This is a genomic window from Streptomyces fradiae ATCC 10745 = DSM 40063 (genome assembly GCF_008704425.1).
Classification (GTDB): domain Bacteria; phylum Actinomycetota; class Actinomycetes; order Streptomycetales; family Streptomycetaceae; genus Streptomyces; species Streptomyces fradiae.
The window spans coordinates 2,247,087-2,264,428 of sequence record NZ_CP023696.1; the positions used below are offsets into that span (position 1 = coordinate 2,247,087).

The following is a 17,342-nucleotide window of genomic DNA, read 5'->3' on the forward strand; positions in this document are numbered from 1 at the left end:
GTCCGCGCACCCTCGTCCCGTACCGGCCGCAGCTCGAAGCCCGACCCCGGAGACCGCCCGTGCGGTGCGGCGTTCGCGGCCGGTTCGGCGACCACCGGCTCCACGGCCCGCCCGAGCCGGCTCCCGCAGGGGTGCCCCGCATGTACAGCCGATGCCCGGCCGGCAGCCGGGGAGCCGCCCCCCTGGCGAGCGGCGGAGAAGCGCTGGACGAACGCGCGGGCGGTACGGGCGCGTCGCTCCTAGGCCCGGCGCGGCAGGATCCGGAGCGCCCTCACCGCTCCTCGGGGTCCCGGAGGCCGACCGCGTCGTGCCGCCAGAACGGCTCCGCGTAGACCAGGGTGCCCGTCATCCACGGCTCGTACGCCGGAAGCCTGACGACCTGGAAGGCGCCGTCCGGGATGCGCAGGGACGGCTTGCGGAAGCCCAGGCCGGCGCCCGGCTCGAAGCCGAGGCGCGGGTAGTAGCCCGGATGCCCCTCCAGGAAGACGAGGGGGACGGCGCGCTCGGCGAGGACCCCCAGCCCGTGCCGGACCAGGGCCGAGCCGGCACCGCGCCCCTGGAACTCCGGCAGCACGGCCAAGGGGCTCAGGACCTGCACCTCGACCAGCCGCCGAGGGGCGTCGAGCAGGCTGCGGGTGAACATGACATGGCCGACGACCCGCCCGTCCCGCTCGGCCACCAGGGACAGGCCGTCCCCGGGCGTGAGGGTGTCGCGCAGGGACTCGACCAGGTCGGCCACGACCAGGCCGTGGTCCCCGAACGCCCGCAGATGCACGTCGCGCACGGCCTGTGCGTCGCCCGCCCGTTCCTCGCGAAGATCCATGCCCGGAGGGTAGGAGCCCCTTCGGCCGGCCCGCACGCGCTTTTCGGCACCGGAGGCGCAGGGCCGCCGGTGGTCTTCGGCTGGCCTGCTGGTCATGTCCTCCGCCTTCACCGGGCCCCGGGGGCACTGCCGCCGGGTGGCGCGCGTCCGCAAGCGGGTACCGCCGGGGCGGCCCCTCCCCGTCGGCCCCCGGCCCCGGTACCGGTACGGCCGGTCGTCCGGGCTCGCGCTGCGGGTGCTCCCCCGGACCCCGCGGGCGCGCCGGGGGGCGCACCGGCCGTAACCTGCCTGCATGAACGCGCAGTTGGTGAAGCCCGGGGAGGCGTGCGGGCCGTTGGCGCCCGCGACCGGCCGGTGGGTGGGGCGGTACCTCGCGCGCGGGGAGCGGATCGCCCGTGTCGTGCCGCTGCGCGGCGGGTGGACGTCCGAGATGCGGCGGCTGGACGTGGTGGGGCCGCAGGGGCGGCGGTCGCTGGTGCTGCGCCAGTTCGTGAAGCCGTTCTTCGTGCGGCACGCGGAGGGGCTGCTCGGACGGGAGGCCGAGGTGCTGCGGCTGCTCGGCCCTACCGGTGTGCCCGCCGCCGAACCGGTCGCCGTGGACCCGGCCGGGGAGCACTGCGCGTACCCGTCGCTGCTGATGTCGCTGCTGCCCGGCGCCGTACGGCTGGACGACGAGGGGGCCGGGGCCCGCGCGCCGCTGCTGGCCCGGCAGTTGGCGGTCATCCACCGGGTGGCCGTGGCGGAGGCCGGGAAGCCGCGCGTCTACCAGGCGTGGACGTCGCCGGAGCGGGTGACCCCGCCCGCCGGTACGGAACGCCCCGGCCTGTGGGCCCGCGCCGTGGACGTCATCCGGGGCGAGGCGCCCGCCTACCGGGGATGCTTCCTGCACCGGGACTTCCACCCCGGGAACGTCCTCTTCAGCGGGGGCGGTGCGCCCGACGGGGAGAGGGGCGGTGCGCCCGACGGTGGGAGGGGCGGTGCGGCGGCGGCCGGGGACGGTGCGGCCCGGATCGGTGATGCTGCCCGGAGCGGTGCGCGGGAGGCGGCGGCCGGGGACGGTGCGCTGCGGGTCAGCGGGGTCGTCGACTGGGTCGAGACCTCCTGGGGGCCCGCCGACCTGGACGTGGCCCACTGCTCGACCGCGCTCACCCTGCTGCACGGCGTCCCGGCGGGCATGGCCTTCGCCGACCTGTACGCGGCGGCGGGCGGCATCCTCGCCGAGGACCCGGCGGCCCATCTGTACTGGCGGCTGGTCGACGCGCTGGCGTACGCGCCCGACGCCGAGAAGGTCGCGGTGCCCTGGCGCGAGCTGGGCCGCACCGACCTGACGCCCGCCGTGCTGGCCGGGCGGCTCGAGGCGTACGTACAGGCCCTTCTGGACCGTTACGGCGGCTGAGACCCGGCGCGGTGGTGCCGCCGAGGGCGAGGCGGCGGCTGGGCTCGTGGTCACGGGCGGGCGGTGCGACGCGGAGGGGCCGCCCGCCACCGACGGCCCCGGCGCACGGCGCCCGGTGCCACGCTCGGTGCCGCGCCCGGTCCACGCCAGGCCCACGGGGCTTGGGGCTCCCGGGCCCCCGATCCCCCATGTGTCCCAGGTACCCGAGGCGCCCAAGACCCCTCGTCCGTCACGCAGTTCCCGCCGGTCTCCGAAAGTTTCCCTCCCGGACAACTGATTGACGTGCCCATGCCTCACTTCTAACTTGGCAAGCGCTTTCTATCGTCGACACCGAGGACGAGGACCCCCCATGAGCACCAGAACCGCACGGTACGCGCTCGCCTGCGCCACCGCCCTGGCCGCCGCCGGCACCGTCGTGATGCTGCCCGCCGCCACCGCCGCGGCCGCCCCCGTCGGGTACGAGGCCGAGCGCTCCCCCGCCACCTGCGACGGCACCCTCGACAGCAATCACGCCGGATACTCGGGCACCGGCTTCTGCAACGGCCGCAACGCCGTGGGCGCCGCCCTCCAGTTCACGGTCGACGCCCCGCAGGCCGGCACGGCGACGCTGACCTTCCGGTACGCCAACGGCACCACCGCGCCGCGCCCCGCCGCCCTCACCGTCGGCGGCGCCTCCGCCGGCCAGGTGTCGTTCGCGCCCACCGGCGCCTGGACCACCTGGGCGACCGCGACCCTGACCGTCCCGCTCGGCGCGGGCGCCAACACCGTCCGGCTCAGCCCCACCACGGGGGAGGGCCTGCCCAACATCGACCGCCTGGAGGTGGAGGCGGGCGGCACGAGCACCCCGCCGCCCGCGGCCGGCGCCCTGTACGTCGCGCCGAACGGCACCGACGGCGCCGCCGGTACGCCGTCGGCGCCCACCACCCTGACCTCCGCCATCAGCCGCGTCGCGCCGGGCGGGACCATCTACGTGCGCGGCGGGACGTACCGCTTCTCGCAGACCGTCACCATCCCGGCCGGCCGGAACGGCACCGCGAGCGCCCGCACCACGCTCGCCGCCTACCCGGGCGAGCGGCCCGTGCTGAACTTCTCCGCCCAGAGCGAGAACTCCGCCAACCGGGGCCTCGCCCTCAACGCCTCGTACTGGCACGTCAACGGCCTCACCGTCGAACGCGCCGGGGACAACGGCATCTTCGTCGGCGGCAGCCACAACGTCATCGAGCGGACGGTCACCCGCTTCAACCGCGACACCGGCCTGCAGCTCTCCCGCATGGCGTCCAGCACGCCCCGCGACCAGTGGCCGTCGCACAACCTCGTCCTCAGCGCCGAGTCGCACGACAACGCCGACTCCGACGGCGAGGACGCGGACGGCTTCGCCGCGAAGCTCACGGTCGGCCCCGGCAACGTCTTCCGGTACGCCGTGGCCCACAACAACATCGACGACGGCTGGGACCTGTACACCAAGTCCGACACCGGCCCCATCGGCGCGGTCACCATCGAGGACTCCCTCGCCTACGAGAACGGCACCCTCAGCGACGGCACGCAGAACTCCAGCGGCGACCGCAACGGCTACAAGCTGGGCGGCGAGGACATCGGCGTCGACCACGTCGTACGGCGCAGCATCGCGTACGACAACGGCAAGCACGGCTTCACCTACAACCGGAACCCCGGCTCCATGACGGTGTCGAACAACCTCAGCGTCGACAACGCCGAGCGCAACTACACCTGGGAGACGGGCTCCTCCGTCTTCCGCGGCAACACCTCGTGCCGCAGCGGCAGCGGCTCGAACGACAAGGTCGTCGGCAACGCCGACTCCTCGAACCAGTTCTGGTCCGGCACGAACGGCTCCCGCTGCTCCTCCTACTCGGGCGCCCTGACCTGGTCGTACGACTCCGACGGCCGCCTCCGCGTCGCCCTCGGCGGCCGCCCGGTCACCCTGTAGCCCCCACGACCCCGCCCCCTGCCCGCCCACACCCCCACCGGGCGGGCAGGGGGCGGGCGGCCACCGTCACGGGCCGGTGCGGGCCGGTGCGGGCCGATGGCGCGAGGGTGCGCCGCGCTCCTAAGCCGCGGCCAGGCCGAACGACCGCAGCACGGGCGCGGGGACGTCCGCGCGTTCCACTTCGTCCACCACACCCAGGATGTGGTCGGCCAGCACCACATCACGCGAGACCGGCGGGATGTCGTCACCGATGCCCCGCAGGTAGGAGGCGATCTTCGCCCAGGAGTAGAAAGCCGTCCCGCCCGTCTCCACCTCCGGCTCCGGGAAACCGCCGCTCCCGCGCTGCCCCCGTGAGAGCTGCACGAGCGACTGGCGAGACCGCGAGCACCTCTGGGCCGCCTCGCCCAGCGTGACGACGTCGTCGTGCCGGACCCCCACCGCGCGCAGACCGGGGATGAGCCGAACGTCCCGCGCGACCCGCGCCACGGCCTCCAGCAGCGTCGGCGCCTCCACGTCGCACATCAGCTCGCGCCGCGCCGGGTCGTCTGCCCTGTGATGCCCGCGGCGGTCAGGGTCCTCGGGGCCGAGCACGTAGGCGACGGAGCCGTCAGCGAAGGCCTCGCAGTGGTCAAACGCGTCGGCCTGCTCGGACGTGAGCGGCTGGTTAAGTCGGAGGACGAAGCTCCACTCGGGCATGGCACACACCTTCCGATCAGTGCTGGTGGGCGTGGACGAACCTGTCGATTCTCTTAGCCTCGTTGCCGGGACTGCGCGGCGTGCCGTGCACGGTGAGCCGGTCACCGCAGCCACAGCAGATCACCCAGCCCCAGCGATGGCCGTTCTTGTCCGGTTGCACCTGTAAGCCGGACTTCTTCGCGCGATCTAACGCGGCGGCGACATCTTGGCTCTGGTGCCGACCTTTGGAAATCACCAAGTCACGATACGCCATCGCGTTGCGAATGTGCAACAAAGTCGCCCTGGTTGGCGACTCCCGTCCGGACACATTCTCGTGAGCCAGTGCCGTCGCGCGGGTAGGTTCGGGGGATGAACTTCGCTTTTTCGACACTCGGGGTGCCCGGCATGGAGGTGCGGGACGTGGTGCGCACGGCCGCCGAGACGGGGTGCCGGGGGGTGGAGCTGCGGGCGCACCCGGAGGAGCCCGTGCATCCCGGCCTCCTCCCGCAGGAACGGCGGTCCGTCGTGCGGGAGTTCGCCGCCGCCGGGGTGGAGGTGCTGGCCGTCGCCGGGTACGCGCGGGTCGCCGCCGAGGGGGACGACGAGGCCGTGTACGAGGAGCTGTACCGGCTCGTCCACCTCGCCGCGGACCTGGGGGCGCCCTTCGTGCGGGTCTTCCCCGGTGGGGGCGGGCGACCCCAGGACGACGCCGACGCCACGGCCGCCCGGCGGCTGGGCGCCGCCGCGGAGGTCGCCGCCGACGCCGGGGTGCGGGTCCTGCTGGAGAACCACGACTCCCACCCCTCGGGCGCCGACACCGCACGGGTCGTCGCCGCCGTGGGCCACCCGCACGTGGGCGCCGTGTGGGACGTACTGCACTCCTGGCGCGCCGGTGAGGCACCCGCGCGGACACATGGGCTGCTGGCCCCGTACCTCGGGTACGTGCAGGTCAAGGACTGCGCCGACCGCGACGACCCGACGCCCCTGCCGCTCGGCGCGGGCACCCTGCCGCTGGGCGCGTGCGTGGCGGCCGCCGGGCCGGACGGCTGGTTCTGCTGGGAGTACGAGAAGCGCTGGTTCCCCGGCGTCCCCGCACTGCCGGGGCTCCTCGCCGCCGGACGCGCCCACGTCGAGGGGCTGCTCGCCGGGGGGTCGCGCTGAAACGCGGCCGGTCCACAGGCCGGGATCCGTTCCGGGGCCTTCCGCGCGTGCACCGTGCCGTGCCGATGCGATAGGAGTGGGGGTGCCGGTCGGCCGCGGGGGCGGCCGGAAGTGTTCGGGAGGGGCGTCGTCGTGGCGTACGGGGGGCAGGGTCCATACGGCGGGGACCCGTACGGGGGGAACCCGCACGGCGGCAGTCCGTACGGGGGGAACCCCTACGGGGCCTCCGGGGGCGGTGGGCCTCACGGCCCCCACGGGGGCGGCCCCTACGGGCAGGGCCACCCGTACGGGTACGGCGCGCCGTACGGCGGGCCCCACGTGCCGGGGCAGCGCCCGCCCTACCCCGGCCCCTACCCGTACCCCCGCCCCGGACGGCCGTCGCTGTGGCAGCGCTTCCGGGACGACGAGTGGCCGACGCTGCGGGAGTTGCTCGGGTACATGAGCGGCGGGCGCGCGCTGCTGTGGGTGCCGCTCCTGTGCTGTGTGTGGCCGGCCGTCGCCGTCCTGGTGGGGTACCCGATCGCCCGGCTGGCGCGCCGGAAGGCCCGGCAGGTCTTCCCGAACGACGGGCGCCGGTTCGGGGACCCGGACATCGCGCGCGTGCAGAAGGCGCGGGCCTGGGCGGCGGCCGTCGCGTCGCTGCTGATCCTCGCCGTCTACGGGACCTCGGAGGACTGGGACCAGGCCCAGGAGCAGTACCTCATGCGGCTCGCGCTCACCCCGTGGCTGCTGCTGCTCAGCACGCCCGTGGTGGTGCTCGTGCTGTTCCGGCTGTCGCCGCCGGAGGCGCGGCCGGTGATGCGGGCGGGGCTGCGGCCCGCCGTGCGGTCGGTGCTCTGGTACTTCGGCGTGCTGACGGCGACGCCGCTGCTGGTGTGGGCGAGCGTCCTGGCGGGCGACGCGGCGCGGGGCGCCGTACCGGGCCTGGTGGCCTCGCTGATCGGGTTCGCCGTGCTGATGGCGGCGGTGGGGACGGGGCTGTTCCTGGTGTTCGCGTCGGGGCGCGCGGTGCGCAGCGCGTTCAACACGACGGAGGTGCACCCCGCGCTGCCGGCGCTGCTGACGGGCGTGCTGGTGTGGGAGATGTCGGCGATCAACCTGTCCGCCGGGGGCCTGCCGCCGGGCCCGCCGCTGGTGCAGATCTGTGCGCTGCTGGGCGGCCCGGCGTCGGTGACGGCCGTGGCGTGGTGGGAGACCCGGCAACTGCGGCTGCGCCACGGGGTGAGGGTGCGGGGCCGGTCCCTGGGGTGAGGGTGCGGCGCCGGGCTCCGGCTCTCGGCACCCGGTCGGCCGGTGCGCGGCCGGTCAGTGGGCGTGGAAGCCGCCGTCCACGAACACCGACTGGCCCGTCACGTACGCCGAGGCGCGGCTCGCCAGGAACACGGCCGCGCCCGCGAAGTCGTCCGGCACGCCGTTCCGCCCGACGAGGGTCCGGCCGGCCAGGGCGGCGACGGTGTCCGGCCGCTCCTGGAGCCGGGCGTTGAGCGGCGTCAGGACGAAGCCGGGCACGAGGGTGTTGCAGGTGACGCCGTACGGGGACCATGCCTCCGCCTGCGAGCGGGCCAGCGACTCCAGACCGCCCTTGGACACCCCGTACGCGCCGCTCTGCACGAACGCCCGGTGCGCCTGCTGCGAGGTGACGTGGATGATCCGGCCGTGCCCGCGCTCCGCCATGCCGGGTCCGAACCGCTGGCCGAGCAGGAACGGGGCGTCCAGGTTCACCGCCATCGTCCGGTCCCACACCTCCTCGTCCAGCTCGCCCATGGGCGGGCGCAGGTTGATCCCGGCGCAGTTGACGAGGATGTCCGGCTCGCCGAAGACGGCGGCGGCGCGCTCGGCGGCGTCCCGGACGCCGGGGCGGGTGGACAGGTCGGCGGCGACGCGGGCGGCCCGGCAGCCCAGGGCCTCCAGTTCCCGGACCGTGTCGTCCAGTTCGGCCTCGCGGCGGGCGACGACCACCGTGTTCGCCCCGGCGCGGGCGAGGGCGGTGGCGACGGCCCGGCCGATGCCGGAGCTGCCGCCGGTGACGAGGGCGGTGTCGCCACGCAGCGAGAACAGTTCGGTGAGGTACGCCTGCGAGTCCATCGGCCCAGCCTAGAGCCCCGGCCCGGGGACGCCGGGCCTGGAAGGCGGCTTGGGGCCGACGGGCCCGGGTCGACGCTCCCGGGCCGACGGGGCTGGGACGACGAGCCTGGGCCGACGAGCCAGGGCCCGACGGGTCTGGCGGGTGGATGCGGGGGGCGGCTCGGGTGCGCCGGAGCTGACGGGGCCAGGCGGGTGGGCGTGCGGGGGGTTGTGTGCTGATGCTTGACCCGGCAGGTGCTTTCGCCTACCTGTGACTCCTCGGCAGTTTCCCCCATCCCCCTGCACCGCACGGCCGGAAGGAGCACCAGTGCACCACCGCGCCACGTCCCGACGCACCGTCCTCGCCGCCGCCACCGCGACGGCCGCCACCGCCACCGCCGCGGTCGCCGCCCCGCTGGCGACCGCCGCCTCCGCCTCCCCCGCCCCGTCCGGCACGGCCGCCCCACCGGCCGGGTCGCTCGACGCCGACGTGGCGGCCGCCGGCACCCTCGACTCCGACGCGCGGGAGCGGGCGCTCGCCCGGATCGTCGCCCGCATGAGCCTCGCGGAGAAGGTCGGCCAGCTCTTCGTGATGCGGGTGTACGGGCACTCCGCCACCCACCCCGACCAGGCCGACGTCGACGCCAACCTCCGCGAGATCGGCGTCCGCACCGCCGCCGAGCTGGTCGCCACGTACCACGTCGGCGGCATCATCTACTTCGCCTGGGCGCACAACACCCGCGACCCGCACCAGATCGCCGACCTGTCCAACGGCATCCAGCGCGCCGCGCTCGCGCAGCGCGTCCCCCTGCCCGTGCTGATCGCCACCGACCAGGAGCACGGCATCGTCGCACGGGTCGGCGAGCCCGCGACGCTGCTGCCCGGTGCGATGGCCCTCGGCGCGTCCGGCGCCCGTGACGCGGCCCGCCGGGCGGCGCACATCGCGGGCACCGAACTGGCCGCCCTCGGCATCCGCCAGAACTACGCCCCGGTCGCCGACGTCAACGTCAACCCGGCCAACCCCGTCATCGGCGTACGGTCCTTCGGCGCCGACCCGCGGGCCGTGGCCCGCATGGTCGCCGCGCAGGTGAAGGGGTACCAGGGCGCCGGGGTCGCCGCGGCGGCCAAGCACTTCCCCGGCCACGGCGACACGACCGACGACAGCCACACCAAGCTGCCGTACATCCGGCACACGCGCGAGGAGTGGGAGGCCCTCGACGCGCCGCCGTTCCGTTCCGCGGTCGCCGCCGGGATCGACGCGGTGATGACCGCGCACATCGTCGTCCCCTCCCTCGACCCGTCGGAGGACCCGGCGACCCTCTCGCGGCCGATCCTCACCGGCATCCTGCGCGAGCGCCTCGGCTACGACGGCGTGGTGGTGACCGACTCGCTCGGCATGGAGGGCGTGCGCACCAAGTACGGCGACGACCGGGTCCCGGTGCTCGCCCTCAAGGCCGGCTGCGACCAGCTCCTCAACCCGCCGGACCTCGACCTCGCCTGGAACGCCGTCCTGGACGCCGTACGCGGTGGCGAGATCTCCGAGGAACGGCTCGACGAATCGGTTCTGCGGGTGCTGCGGCTCAAGGCGCGGCTCGGCCTGCTGCGCGACCCGTACGTCACGCGCGCGGGGGTGGACCGGGTCGTCGGCAGGCGGGCCCACCTCGACGCGGCCGACCGCATCGCGGACGCCACGACGACGCTGCTGCTCAACGAGGGCGGGCTGCTGCCGCTGAACCGGCTCACCCACCGGAACGTGCTCGTGGTGGGCGCCGACCCGGCCTCGCCGTCCGGCACGACGGGGCCGCCCACCGCGACGCTCACCGCCGCCCTCGACGGGCTCGGTTTCACCGCGACCGCCCTGTCCACGGGCACCGCCCCCACCACGGCCCGCATCGAGCAGGCGGTCGCGGCGGCGGCCGGGAAGGACGCGGTCGTCGTCGCCACGTACAACGTGTCGGCGACCAGCACCCAGCGCACCCTCGTCGCACGGCTCGCCGCCACGGGCGTGCCCGTCGTGGTGGTCGCGATCCGCAACCCGTACGACGTCGCCCAGCTGACCGGCCAGCGGGCCGTGCTCGCCACGTACTCCTGGACCGACGTGGAACTGCGGGCCGCCGCACGGGTCGTCGCCGGGCGGGTCCGCCCCGAGGGGCGGCTGCCGGTGCCGGTCCCGCGGGCCGACGACCCGACGCGGGTGCTGTATCCGATCGGGTACGGGCTCTCGTACTGACCGGAGCCCGAGAACGCGTGCGGGGTGCGCGCCCGGCGTCGGCCGCCGGACGCGCACCCCGTCTGTCGTGGCGGCGAGCGCCACAGGTGGTGCGGGTGGTGCTGATGGTGGTGCCCATGGTGCGGGCACGGCGCGTGCCGTTCGCGCCTCGGGTCCTACGGCGCTACGGCGCCGCTACGGCGCTACGGCGCTACGGCAGGAACCGGGGCTCGCGCAGCAGGTCGCGCTTGTCGAGGCGGGCGTCGTAGCGGGCGAGCGGCTCGGCGCGGTCCGGGTTCGCCTTGACGGCGGCCGAGGCGACGCCGGTCCACTCCAGGAGCTTCGCCGTGGCGAAGTCCCGCTCCTTCTCGGTCAGTCCGGCGATGTTCGCGCCGTGGTTGGCGCCCGGCGCGGTGAGGACGTAGCTGTCCTTCGCGCCCCGGCCGACGCGGAACGGCTCGGCGCTCCACGGGTCGCGCTCGCCGTTGACGAACAGCATGCGGGTGGCGTTGTGGCGGACCCACGTGTCCACGTCGCGCATCACCCACGGCTTGAACCGGACCGGGATCTCGTCCGGCACGAAGGTGTGCGCCGGCTGGTAGCCGTAGCGGCTCAGGCCGTCGAGGTGGCGCATGCGCAGGCTGGGCGAGCCCAGCTCGGTGGCCGCCTGGTAGTAGTACGGGGTGTACGGCTCGAGGCCCTGGTCGGTGTAGAAGGACCAGCCGGAGTACGCGTCGATGGTGTCGTACACGGCGTCGTCCGTGGCGGTGGCGGCGTCCGGGATGCTCGCGCAGTCCTGCTCGCCCCAGTACTGCCAGAAGCCCCAGACGAAGTCGAGGACGACCGCCTCGTACGCCTTGTCGAGGCTGCCGACCGTGCGGAAGGTGGCGCCCTCGGCGGCGGCCCACTGCCGGTACTTCTCCTGCAGGGGGGCGCGGCGGACGAGGGCCTCGCGCTGGAGGGCGTTCAGCCGGTCGCGGCACTCCTTGGTGCCGACGGTGGCGAAGAACCGGTCGTACGCCGAGTCCTCGCGGTTGACGACGTCGTTGGGCGCCACGTACGCGACGACGGCGTCCATGTCGCGCGGGTAGAACCGCTCGTAGTAGGTGGCGGTCATGCCGCCCTTCGAGCCGCCGGTGGCGACCCACTTGCGGTCGTAGACCTGCTTCAGCGCGGTGAAGAGGCGGTGCTGGTCGGAGGCGGCCTGCCAGATGTCCAGCTTGGACCAGTCGGCGGGCTGCGGGCGGGACGGGGTGAAGAAGCGGTACTCCAGGGAGACCTGGTTCCCGTCGACGATCCGGGTCGGCTCGGAGCGGCGCGGGCTGGTGCTGAGGCCGTAGCCGCTGGTGAAGAAGACCGTGGGGCGGGTGGTGTCCTTGTGCAGCAGGGTGAGGCGCTGCTGGAAGGTGCCCTTGCCCGGCCGGCGGTGGTCGACCGGCTGGGTGTAGCCGAGGACGAAGAAGCGGTAGCCGGGGTAGGGCTTCTCCTCGATCAGGGACATGCCGGGGATCGCGAGGACGCGGTCCTTGATGTCCTGGCCGGCGGCGTCGGTGCCGGCGGTGTCCCGGCCGGCGCTGTCGGGGCCGGCGGCGGTGGCCGTTCCGGCCGCGCCCATGGTGCCTATCAGCACCACGAGCGACAGCAGCCATCTGAGCGTCGTGCGCATGCGCTGCCTTCCACTGGGTTCGGTGCGGTCGCCGTGAACCTAGCGGTGCGCGCGGGTGCGTGACCAGACCCGCGGGGTGGCCGGTGACGGTGTGTCGGGTGAGCGGCCACCATCCGGGTGTGCGGGGCTGAGGGGCGGTCAGCCGTGCGGGGGCCGGGGGGAGCGGCGGGGAGCGGCCGGCTCGTCGGGGTCGGCCGGCTCGGCGGGGTCGGCCGGCTCGGCGGGGTCGGCCGACCGGCTCAGCAGAGGATCCAGCCGGTGCTGCCGGCGCGTCCCGCCACGGCGCCGGTGGCGCGGACGCAGCGGTTCAGGGCGTGGACGCTGACCGGGCCCGCCTGGCGGGTGAACCGGCCGGAGTCCACGACGGCCCGGCCGCCGCGCGGCTGGAGGGTGACGGTCATGGTGCGCCGGGGGCCCGGCTTGGTGGCGACGGTGACGGCGCAGGCGTACTGGCGGTTCTTGTAGACGCGCAGCTCCCCGGTGGCGAACTTGACGCTCTTGGCGAGCCTGCCGGGGCACCCGCCCGGCGCGGCGGCCTCCGCGGCGGCCACACCGGGCCCGGCCACGCCGAGCACCCCGGCGGCGAGGACGGCGACCGCCCCGACCGCGATCCGCCCGCGCCACGCGCTCGTACTGAACCTGGACAACCGTCGGCCCTCTCGTCTCGCCCCCGTACAGGCGTACGACGCGAGAACGCCCCGGACGGTTGCCCGCCGCTCAAACGGCCCAGGTCAGGACCCACAGGACGGCGACGCAGGAGAAGAGGAGCTGCGCCCGGTACGCGACCCGGCGCACGCGCGCGTTTCGGGCGCCCCGGTCGGGCGCGACCAGCACCGTACAGCAGGCGATGACCACGGCGGCGAGGGCGAACTGCAGGGTCCCCTCCGGCCAGAGGGCGCCGCACACGGGGTCGGCCATCACGCACGCGGTGCCGCGCTCGGTGGACAGCGGCACCACCCAGGCCCCGAGCCACACGGGCACCAGGACGAGGGCCCACAGGAGGGACCTCCTCCTCAGCCGGCGGGCGGACGGGGGGCGGGGGGACGAGGGGCTGGGGGACGGGGACGGGGACGGGGACGGGGGCGGGGACGCGGGTCCGGGGGTGTCGGCACTCATGGCCCCACCCCATCCCGTGCGCGGCGGCCCGGACATGGGCGCGGCTACTCGGACGCGGCCGGGTACGGTACTCAGCCGCCCGGCGTCACCCCACACCCCCGCCCGGCGTCCCCCACGCCCCCGCCCGGCGTCACCCCACGCCCCTCACCGGCCCACTCCGCGCGACCCGCCGCTCCCTCCCGGCTTCCCGCGCCCGCCTCCCCCGCTCACCGCACCCGCGGTCCCCGCACGCCCGGCCCCCGCGCGCCCGGTTCCTCACCCCACGTGCTCGGGCTCCCCGACGAAGGTGCGCCACAGGGCGGCGTAGCGGCCGTCGCGGGCCAGCAGCTCCTCGTGGGTGCCGTCCTCGACGGCCCGTCCGCCGTCCATGACGACGACGCGGTCGGCGCGGGCGGCGGTGGTGAGGCGGTGGGCGACGACCAGGGTGGTGCGGCGGCCGGCGAGGCGCTGCGTGGCCGCGTTCACCTGGGCCTCCGTCGCCAGGTCGAGGGCCGCCGTCGCCTCGTCGAGCAGCAGGACGTCGGGGTCCACCAGCTCGGCGCGGGCGAGGGCGATGAGCTGCCGCTGCCCGGCGGAGAGGTTGCGTCCGCGCTCGGCGACGCCGTGCAGGTAGCCGCCCTCCAGGGTGGCGATCATGTCGTGCGCCCCGACCGCCCGCGCGGCGGCCTCCACCTCGGCGTCGGTGGCGTCCGGCCGCCCGTACGCGATGGCGTCCCGCACGGTGCCGGGGAAGAGGTACGCCTCCTGCGGGACGACGCCGAGGCGGCGCCGGTACGCCGTGAGGTCCAGCTCCCGCAGGTCCGTGCCGTCGGCGGTGACCCGCCCGGACGTCGGGTCGTAGAACCGGGCGACCAGCTTGACCAGCGTCGACTTGCCCGCGCCGGTCTCCCCGACGAACGCGACGGTCTGCCCGGCCGGGATGCGCAGGTCGATGCCGGTCAGGGCCTCCTCCTCGTCGCCGTACGCGAAGGAGACGTCCTCGAAGGCGATCTCGCCCTTCAGGGCCGGCACCGGCCGCGGGTCGGCGGCGGGCGGCGTGGAGGTCGGCTCGCGCAGCAGGTCCTGCACGCGGCGCAGCGACACGGCCGCCTGCTGGTAGCCGTCGAAGACCTGGGAGAGCTGCTGCACGGGCGCGAAGAACAGGTCGATGTAGAGCAGGTACGCGACGAGCGCGCCCGCCGTGAGCGTGCCCGCCTCGATCCGGCCCGCGCCGACGACCAGCACCGCGGCGGCGGCCAGCGACGACAGGAGCTGCACGAACGGGAAGTACACGGAGATCAGCCACTGGCCGCGCACCCGCGCCTGGCGGTACTCCAGGCTCCGCTCGGTGAACCGGTCGGCGCCGGACCGCTCGCGGCGGAACGCCTGCACGATGCGCAGGCCCGCCACGGTCTCCTGGAGGTCGGCGTTGACGACACCGATCCGCTCGCGGGCCAGCTCGTACGCCTTGACGCTGGCGCGCCGGAAGAAGAACGTCCCGATGATCAGCACCGGCAGCGTCGCGAAGACGACGAGGGCCAGCTGCACGTCGATGACGAGCAGCGCGACCATGATCCCGAAGAAGGTGACGACGGAGACGAAGGCGGTGACGAGGCCGGTCTGGAGGAACGTGGACAGGGCGTCCACGTCGGTCGTCATCCGGGTCATGATCCGGCCGGTCAGCTCGCGCTCGTAGTAGTCGAGGCCGAGCCGCTGGAGCTGGGCGAAGATCTTCAGGCGGAGCGCGTACAGCACGCGCTCGCCGGTCCGCCCGGTCATGCGGATCTCACCCGTCTGGGCGATCCACTGCACGACGACGGTGAGCAGCGCCAGCGCGGAGGCCGCCCACACCGCGCCGAGCGCGAGGCGGGTGACGCCCTCGTCGATGCCGTGCCGGATCAGCACGGGCAGCAGCAGGCCCATGCCCGCGTCGACGGCGACGAGGAGCAGGCTGAACAGCAGCGGCAGCCCGAAGCCGCGCAGCAGCCGGCGCAGCCCGTACGACTCCTCGGGCCGTACGGCGGCCGCCTCGTCCACCTCGGGCGTGTCGGCCGCCGGGGGCAGCGCCGCCACCTGGGCGAGCAGCTGCGGGGTGGCGCCGGGCGTCCGGTCGGGGCCGGGCCCGGCGGCGTCGCGGTCCCACAGGGCGGGGGTGATGCCGCGCTCGGCGTCGTACTCCGCGTCCAGCTCGTCGCGTACGGAGGTGTCGCCCTCCTCGTCCGCGCCGGCGGGCCGGAGGTGGCCGGGCGAGACGCCGCCCAGCTCGTCGGGGTCGGTGAGCAGCCGCCGGTACAGGGCGGAGCGCTCCTGGAGCTCCTCGTGGGTGCCGATGTCGGCGAGCCGGCCGCCGTCGAGGACGGCGATGCGGTCGGCGAGGTTCAGCGTGGAGCGGCGGTGGGCGATGAGCAGCGTGGTGCGCCCGGCCATGACGGAGCGCAGCGCCTCGTGGATCTCGTGCTCCACGCGGGCGTCGACGGCGGAGGTGGCGTCGTCGAGGAGGAGCAGCCGGGGGTCGGTGAGGATGGCGCGGGCCAGGGCGATGCGCTGGCGCTGCCCGCCGGAGAGGGTGAGGCCGTGCTCGCCGACGGTCGTGTCGTAGCCGCGGGGCAGGTCGGCGATGAAGCGGTCGGCGCGGGCGGCGCGCGCGGCGGCCTCGATCTCCGCGTCGGTGGCGTCGGGCCGCCCGTAGGCGATGTTGGCGCGGACCGTGTCGGAGAAGAGGAAGCTGTCCTCGGGGACGAGCCCGATGGCGTCGCGCAGGGAGCGCAGGGTCAGGTCGCGCACGTCGTGGCCGCCGACGCGGACGGCGCCGCCGGTGACGTCGTAGAAGCGGGGCAGGAGGAGGGAGACGGTGGACTTGCCGCTGCCGGACGCGCCGACGACGGCGACGGTCTCGCCGGGGCGGATGGTGAGGGAGAAGCCGTCGAGGACGGGCGGCACGCCGTCGCCGTCGTCGCCGTCCGGCCCGTCGCCGCTCCCACTCCTGTCCTTCGCCCCGCTTCCGCCCTGGTAGGAGAAGGTCACGTCGTCGAACTCGACGCCGGCGGGGGCGTCGGCGGGCAGGTCGCGGGCGCCGTCGGCCAGGGACGGCTCGGTGTCGATCAGCTCCAGGACGCGTTCGACGCCGGCGCGGGCCTGCTGGCCGACGGTGAGGACCATGGCGAGCATCCGGACCGGGCCGACGAGCTGGGCGAGGTACGTGGAGAACGCGACGAACGTACCGAGCGTGATCTCCCCGCGGGTGGCCAGCCAGCCGCCGAGGGCGAGCATGGCGACCTGTCCGAGCGCGGGGACCGCCTGGAGGGCGGGGGTGTAGCGGCTGTTGAGGCGGATGGTGCGCAGCCGCGCGGCGAACAGCTCACGGCTCGCCGTGCCGAGCTTGCCGGCCTCCTGGTCCTCCTGGCCGAAGCCCTTGACGACGCGTACGCCGCTGACGGCGCCGTCCACGACGCCCGCGACGTGCCCGGCCTGGGCCTGGGCGTACCAGGTGGAGGGGTGGAGGCGGACGCGGCTGCGCTTGGCGATGATCCACAGGGCGGGCGCGACGGCGAGGACGACGAGGGTGAGGGGGAGCGACAGCCAGGCCATGACGCCGAGGCTGAGGAAGAAGAGGAGGAAGTTCCCGATGGTCATCGGGAGCATGAAGAGCAGGCTCTGCACCAGTTGCAGGTCGCTGGTGGCGCGGCCGACGACCTGGCCGGTGGACAGCTCGTCCTGGCGCCGCCCGTCGAGGCGGGTGATCGTGCCGTACATCTCGGTGCGCAGGTCGTGCTGGACGTCGAGCGCGAGCCGCCCGCCGTAGTAGCGGCGGACGTACGTCAGGGCGTACACGGCGAGGGCGGCGGCGATCAGGACGCCGATCCACAGGCCGAGGGAGCCGCTGCCCTCACCGATCACGTCATCGATGACGATCTTGGTGACGAGGGGGACGAACGCCATGACGGCCATGCCGCCCAGCGAGGAGGCGAGGGCGAGCACGACGTCGAGCCGGTGCCGCCAGGCGTATCCCCACAGCCGCTTGGCCCACCCCTGCCCGGCCGCCCCCGCCGGCTGCCCGGCCGCCGGCTGCCCGGCCGGCCGCTGCCCGGCCGGCAGCGGTCCTGTGCGCTGCCCGGCCGCCCGTTGCCCCGCCGCCTGTTTGTCCCCCGCCGCCGACACCACGTTCCGGCCTCCCGTTTCGCCCGTTTCCGCTGATCTACCGCAAGGCACCAACAGGGCCCGATCCGATTTTCATCCCGGCACGGCCCCGACTCCCCCGAAGACCGTCCTTTCGGCCTAGGTCTCCCGCGGGGCGGGCCGGCCGGACCACCC

At 75.1% G+C, this 17,342-nt stretch carries 13 protein-coding genes; 5 read left to right on the top strand and 8 right to left on the bottom strand.

The window, feature by feature from the left end; genetic code table 11:
• Window positions 1-271: 271 nt before the first annotated feature.
• Complete coding sequence (locus tag CP974_RS10000; RefSeq protein ID WP_031133018.1) at window positions 272-823, bottom strand: GNAT family N-acetyltransferase; 552 nt, start codon at window positions 821-823, stop codon at window positions 272-274.
• Between the two features lie 292 nt (window positions 824-1,115).
• Between CP974_RS10000 and CP974_RS10005 the strand changes: the two genes are divergently transcribed.
• Both CP974_RS10005 and CP974_RS10010 read left to right on the top strand, forming a co-directional pair.
• Entirely contained in the window at window positions 1,116-2,219 is a 1,104-nt protein-coding gene (locus CP974_RS10005) for a phosphotransferase family protein (RefSeq protein ID WP_051839594.1), read from the top strand.
• 349 nt (window positions 2,220-2,568) lie between these two features.
• Entirely contained in the window at window positions 2,569-4,161 is a 1,593-nt protein-coding gene (locus tag CP974_RS10010) for a right-handed parallel beta-helix repeat-containing protein (protein ID WP_031133012.1), read from the top strand.
• A 120-nt stretch (window positions 4,162-4,281) separates the two neighbouring features.
• Here CP974_RS10010 and CP974_RS10015 read toward each other — a convergent pair whose 3' ends face one another.
• Both CP974_RS10015 and CP974_RS10020 read right to left on the bottom strand, forming a co-directional pair.
• On the bottom strand, window positions 4,282-4,857 hold the full coding sequence (locus CP974_RS10015) for a hypothetical protein (protein WP_037938262.1): 576 nt from the start codon (window positions 4,855-4,857) through the stop codon (window positions 4,282-4,284).
• 16 nt (window positions 4,858-4,873) lie between these two features.
• Window positions 4,874-5,092, bottom strand: a complete 219-nt coding sequence (locus tag CP974_RS10020; protein WP_223844415.1) for a hypothetical protein — start codon at window positions 5,090-5,092, stop codon at window positions 4,874-4,876.
• Between the two features lie 113 nt (window positions 5,093-5,205).
• Between CP974_RS10020 and CP974_RS10025 the strand changes: the two genes are divergently transcribed.
• Both CP974_RS10025 and CP974_RS10035 read left to right on the top strand, forming a co-directional pair.
• Entirely contained in the window at window positions 5,206-5,997 is a 792-nt protein-coding gene (locus CP974_RS10025) for a sugar phosphate isomerase/epimerase family protein (RefSeq protein ID WP_031133010.1), read from the top strand.
• A 318-nt stretch (window positions 5,998-6,315) separates the two neighbouring features.
• Complete coding sequence (locus CP974_RS10035) at window positions 6,316-7,248, top strand: hypothetical protein (protein WP_223844416.1); 933 nt, start codon at window positions 6,316-6,318, stop codon at window positions 7,246-7,248.
• A gap of 54 nt (window positions 7,249-7,302) precedes the next feature.
• On the opposite strand, the gene CP974_RS10040 is transcribed toward CP974_RS10035, so the two are convergent.
• Window positions 7,303-8,082 carry an SDR family NAD(P)-dependent oxidoreductase gene (locus CP974_RS10040; protein ID WP_031133006.1) on the bottom strand — a complete coding sequence of 260 codons (780 nt, stop codon included), beginning with the start codon at window positions 8,080-8,082 and terminating at the stop codon, window positions 7,303-7,305.
• Window positions 8,083-8,389: 307 nt separating this feature from the next.
• On the opposite strand from CP974_RS10040, the gene CP974_RS10045 reads away from it, so the two are divergent.
• Window positions 8,390-10,291: a glycoside hydrolase family 3 protein gene (locus CP974_RS10045; RefSeq protein WP_031133004.1), complete on the top strand. Its 1,902-nt coding sequence runs from the start codon at window positions 8,390-8,392 to the stop codon at window positions 10,289-10,291.
• 190 nt (window positions 10,292-10,481) lie between these two features.
• On the opposite strand, the gene CP974_RS10050 is transcribed toward CP974_RS10045, so the two are convergent.
• The 4 genes from CP974_RS10050 to CP974_RS10070 all read right to left on the bottom strand — a co-directional run bounded on the left by CP974_RS10050 (window position 10,482) and on the right by CP974_RS10070 (window position 17,126).
• Window positions 10,482-11,936, bottom strand: a complete 1,455-nt coding sequence (locus CP974_RS10050) for a S28 family serine protease (RefSeq protein WP_031133002.1) — start codon at window positions 11,934-11,936, stop codon at window positions 10,482-10,484.
• Between the two features lie 239 nt (window positions 11,937-12,175).
• Window positions 12,176-12,583, bottom strand: coding sequence for a hypothetical protein (locus CP974_RS10055; protein ID WP_031132999.1), 408 nt, complete (start codon window positions 12,581-12,583; stop codon window positions 12,176-12,178).
• A gap of 70 nt (window positions 12,584-12,653) precedes the next feature.
• Window positions 12,654-13,052: a hypothetical protein gene (locus tag CP974_RS10060; RefSeq protein ID WP_159311450.1), complete on the bottom strand. Its 399-nt coding sequence runs from the start codon at window positions 13,050-13,052 to the stop codon at window positions 12,654-12,656.
• A gap of 255 nt (window positions 13,053-13,307) precedes the next feature.
• On the bottom strand, window positions 13,308-17,126 hold the full coding sequence (locus CP974_RS10070) for an ABC transporter ATP-binding protein (protein WP_051838900.1): 3,819 nt from the start codon (window positions 17,124-17,126) through the stop codon (window positions 13,308-13,310).
• Window positions 17,127-17,342 lie beyond the last annotated feature (216 nt).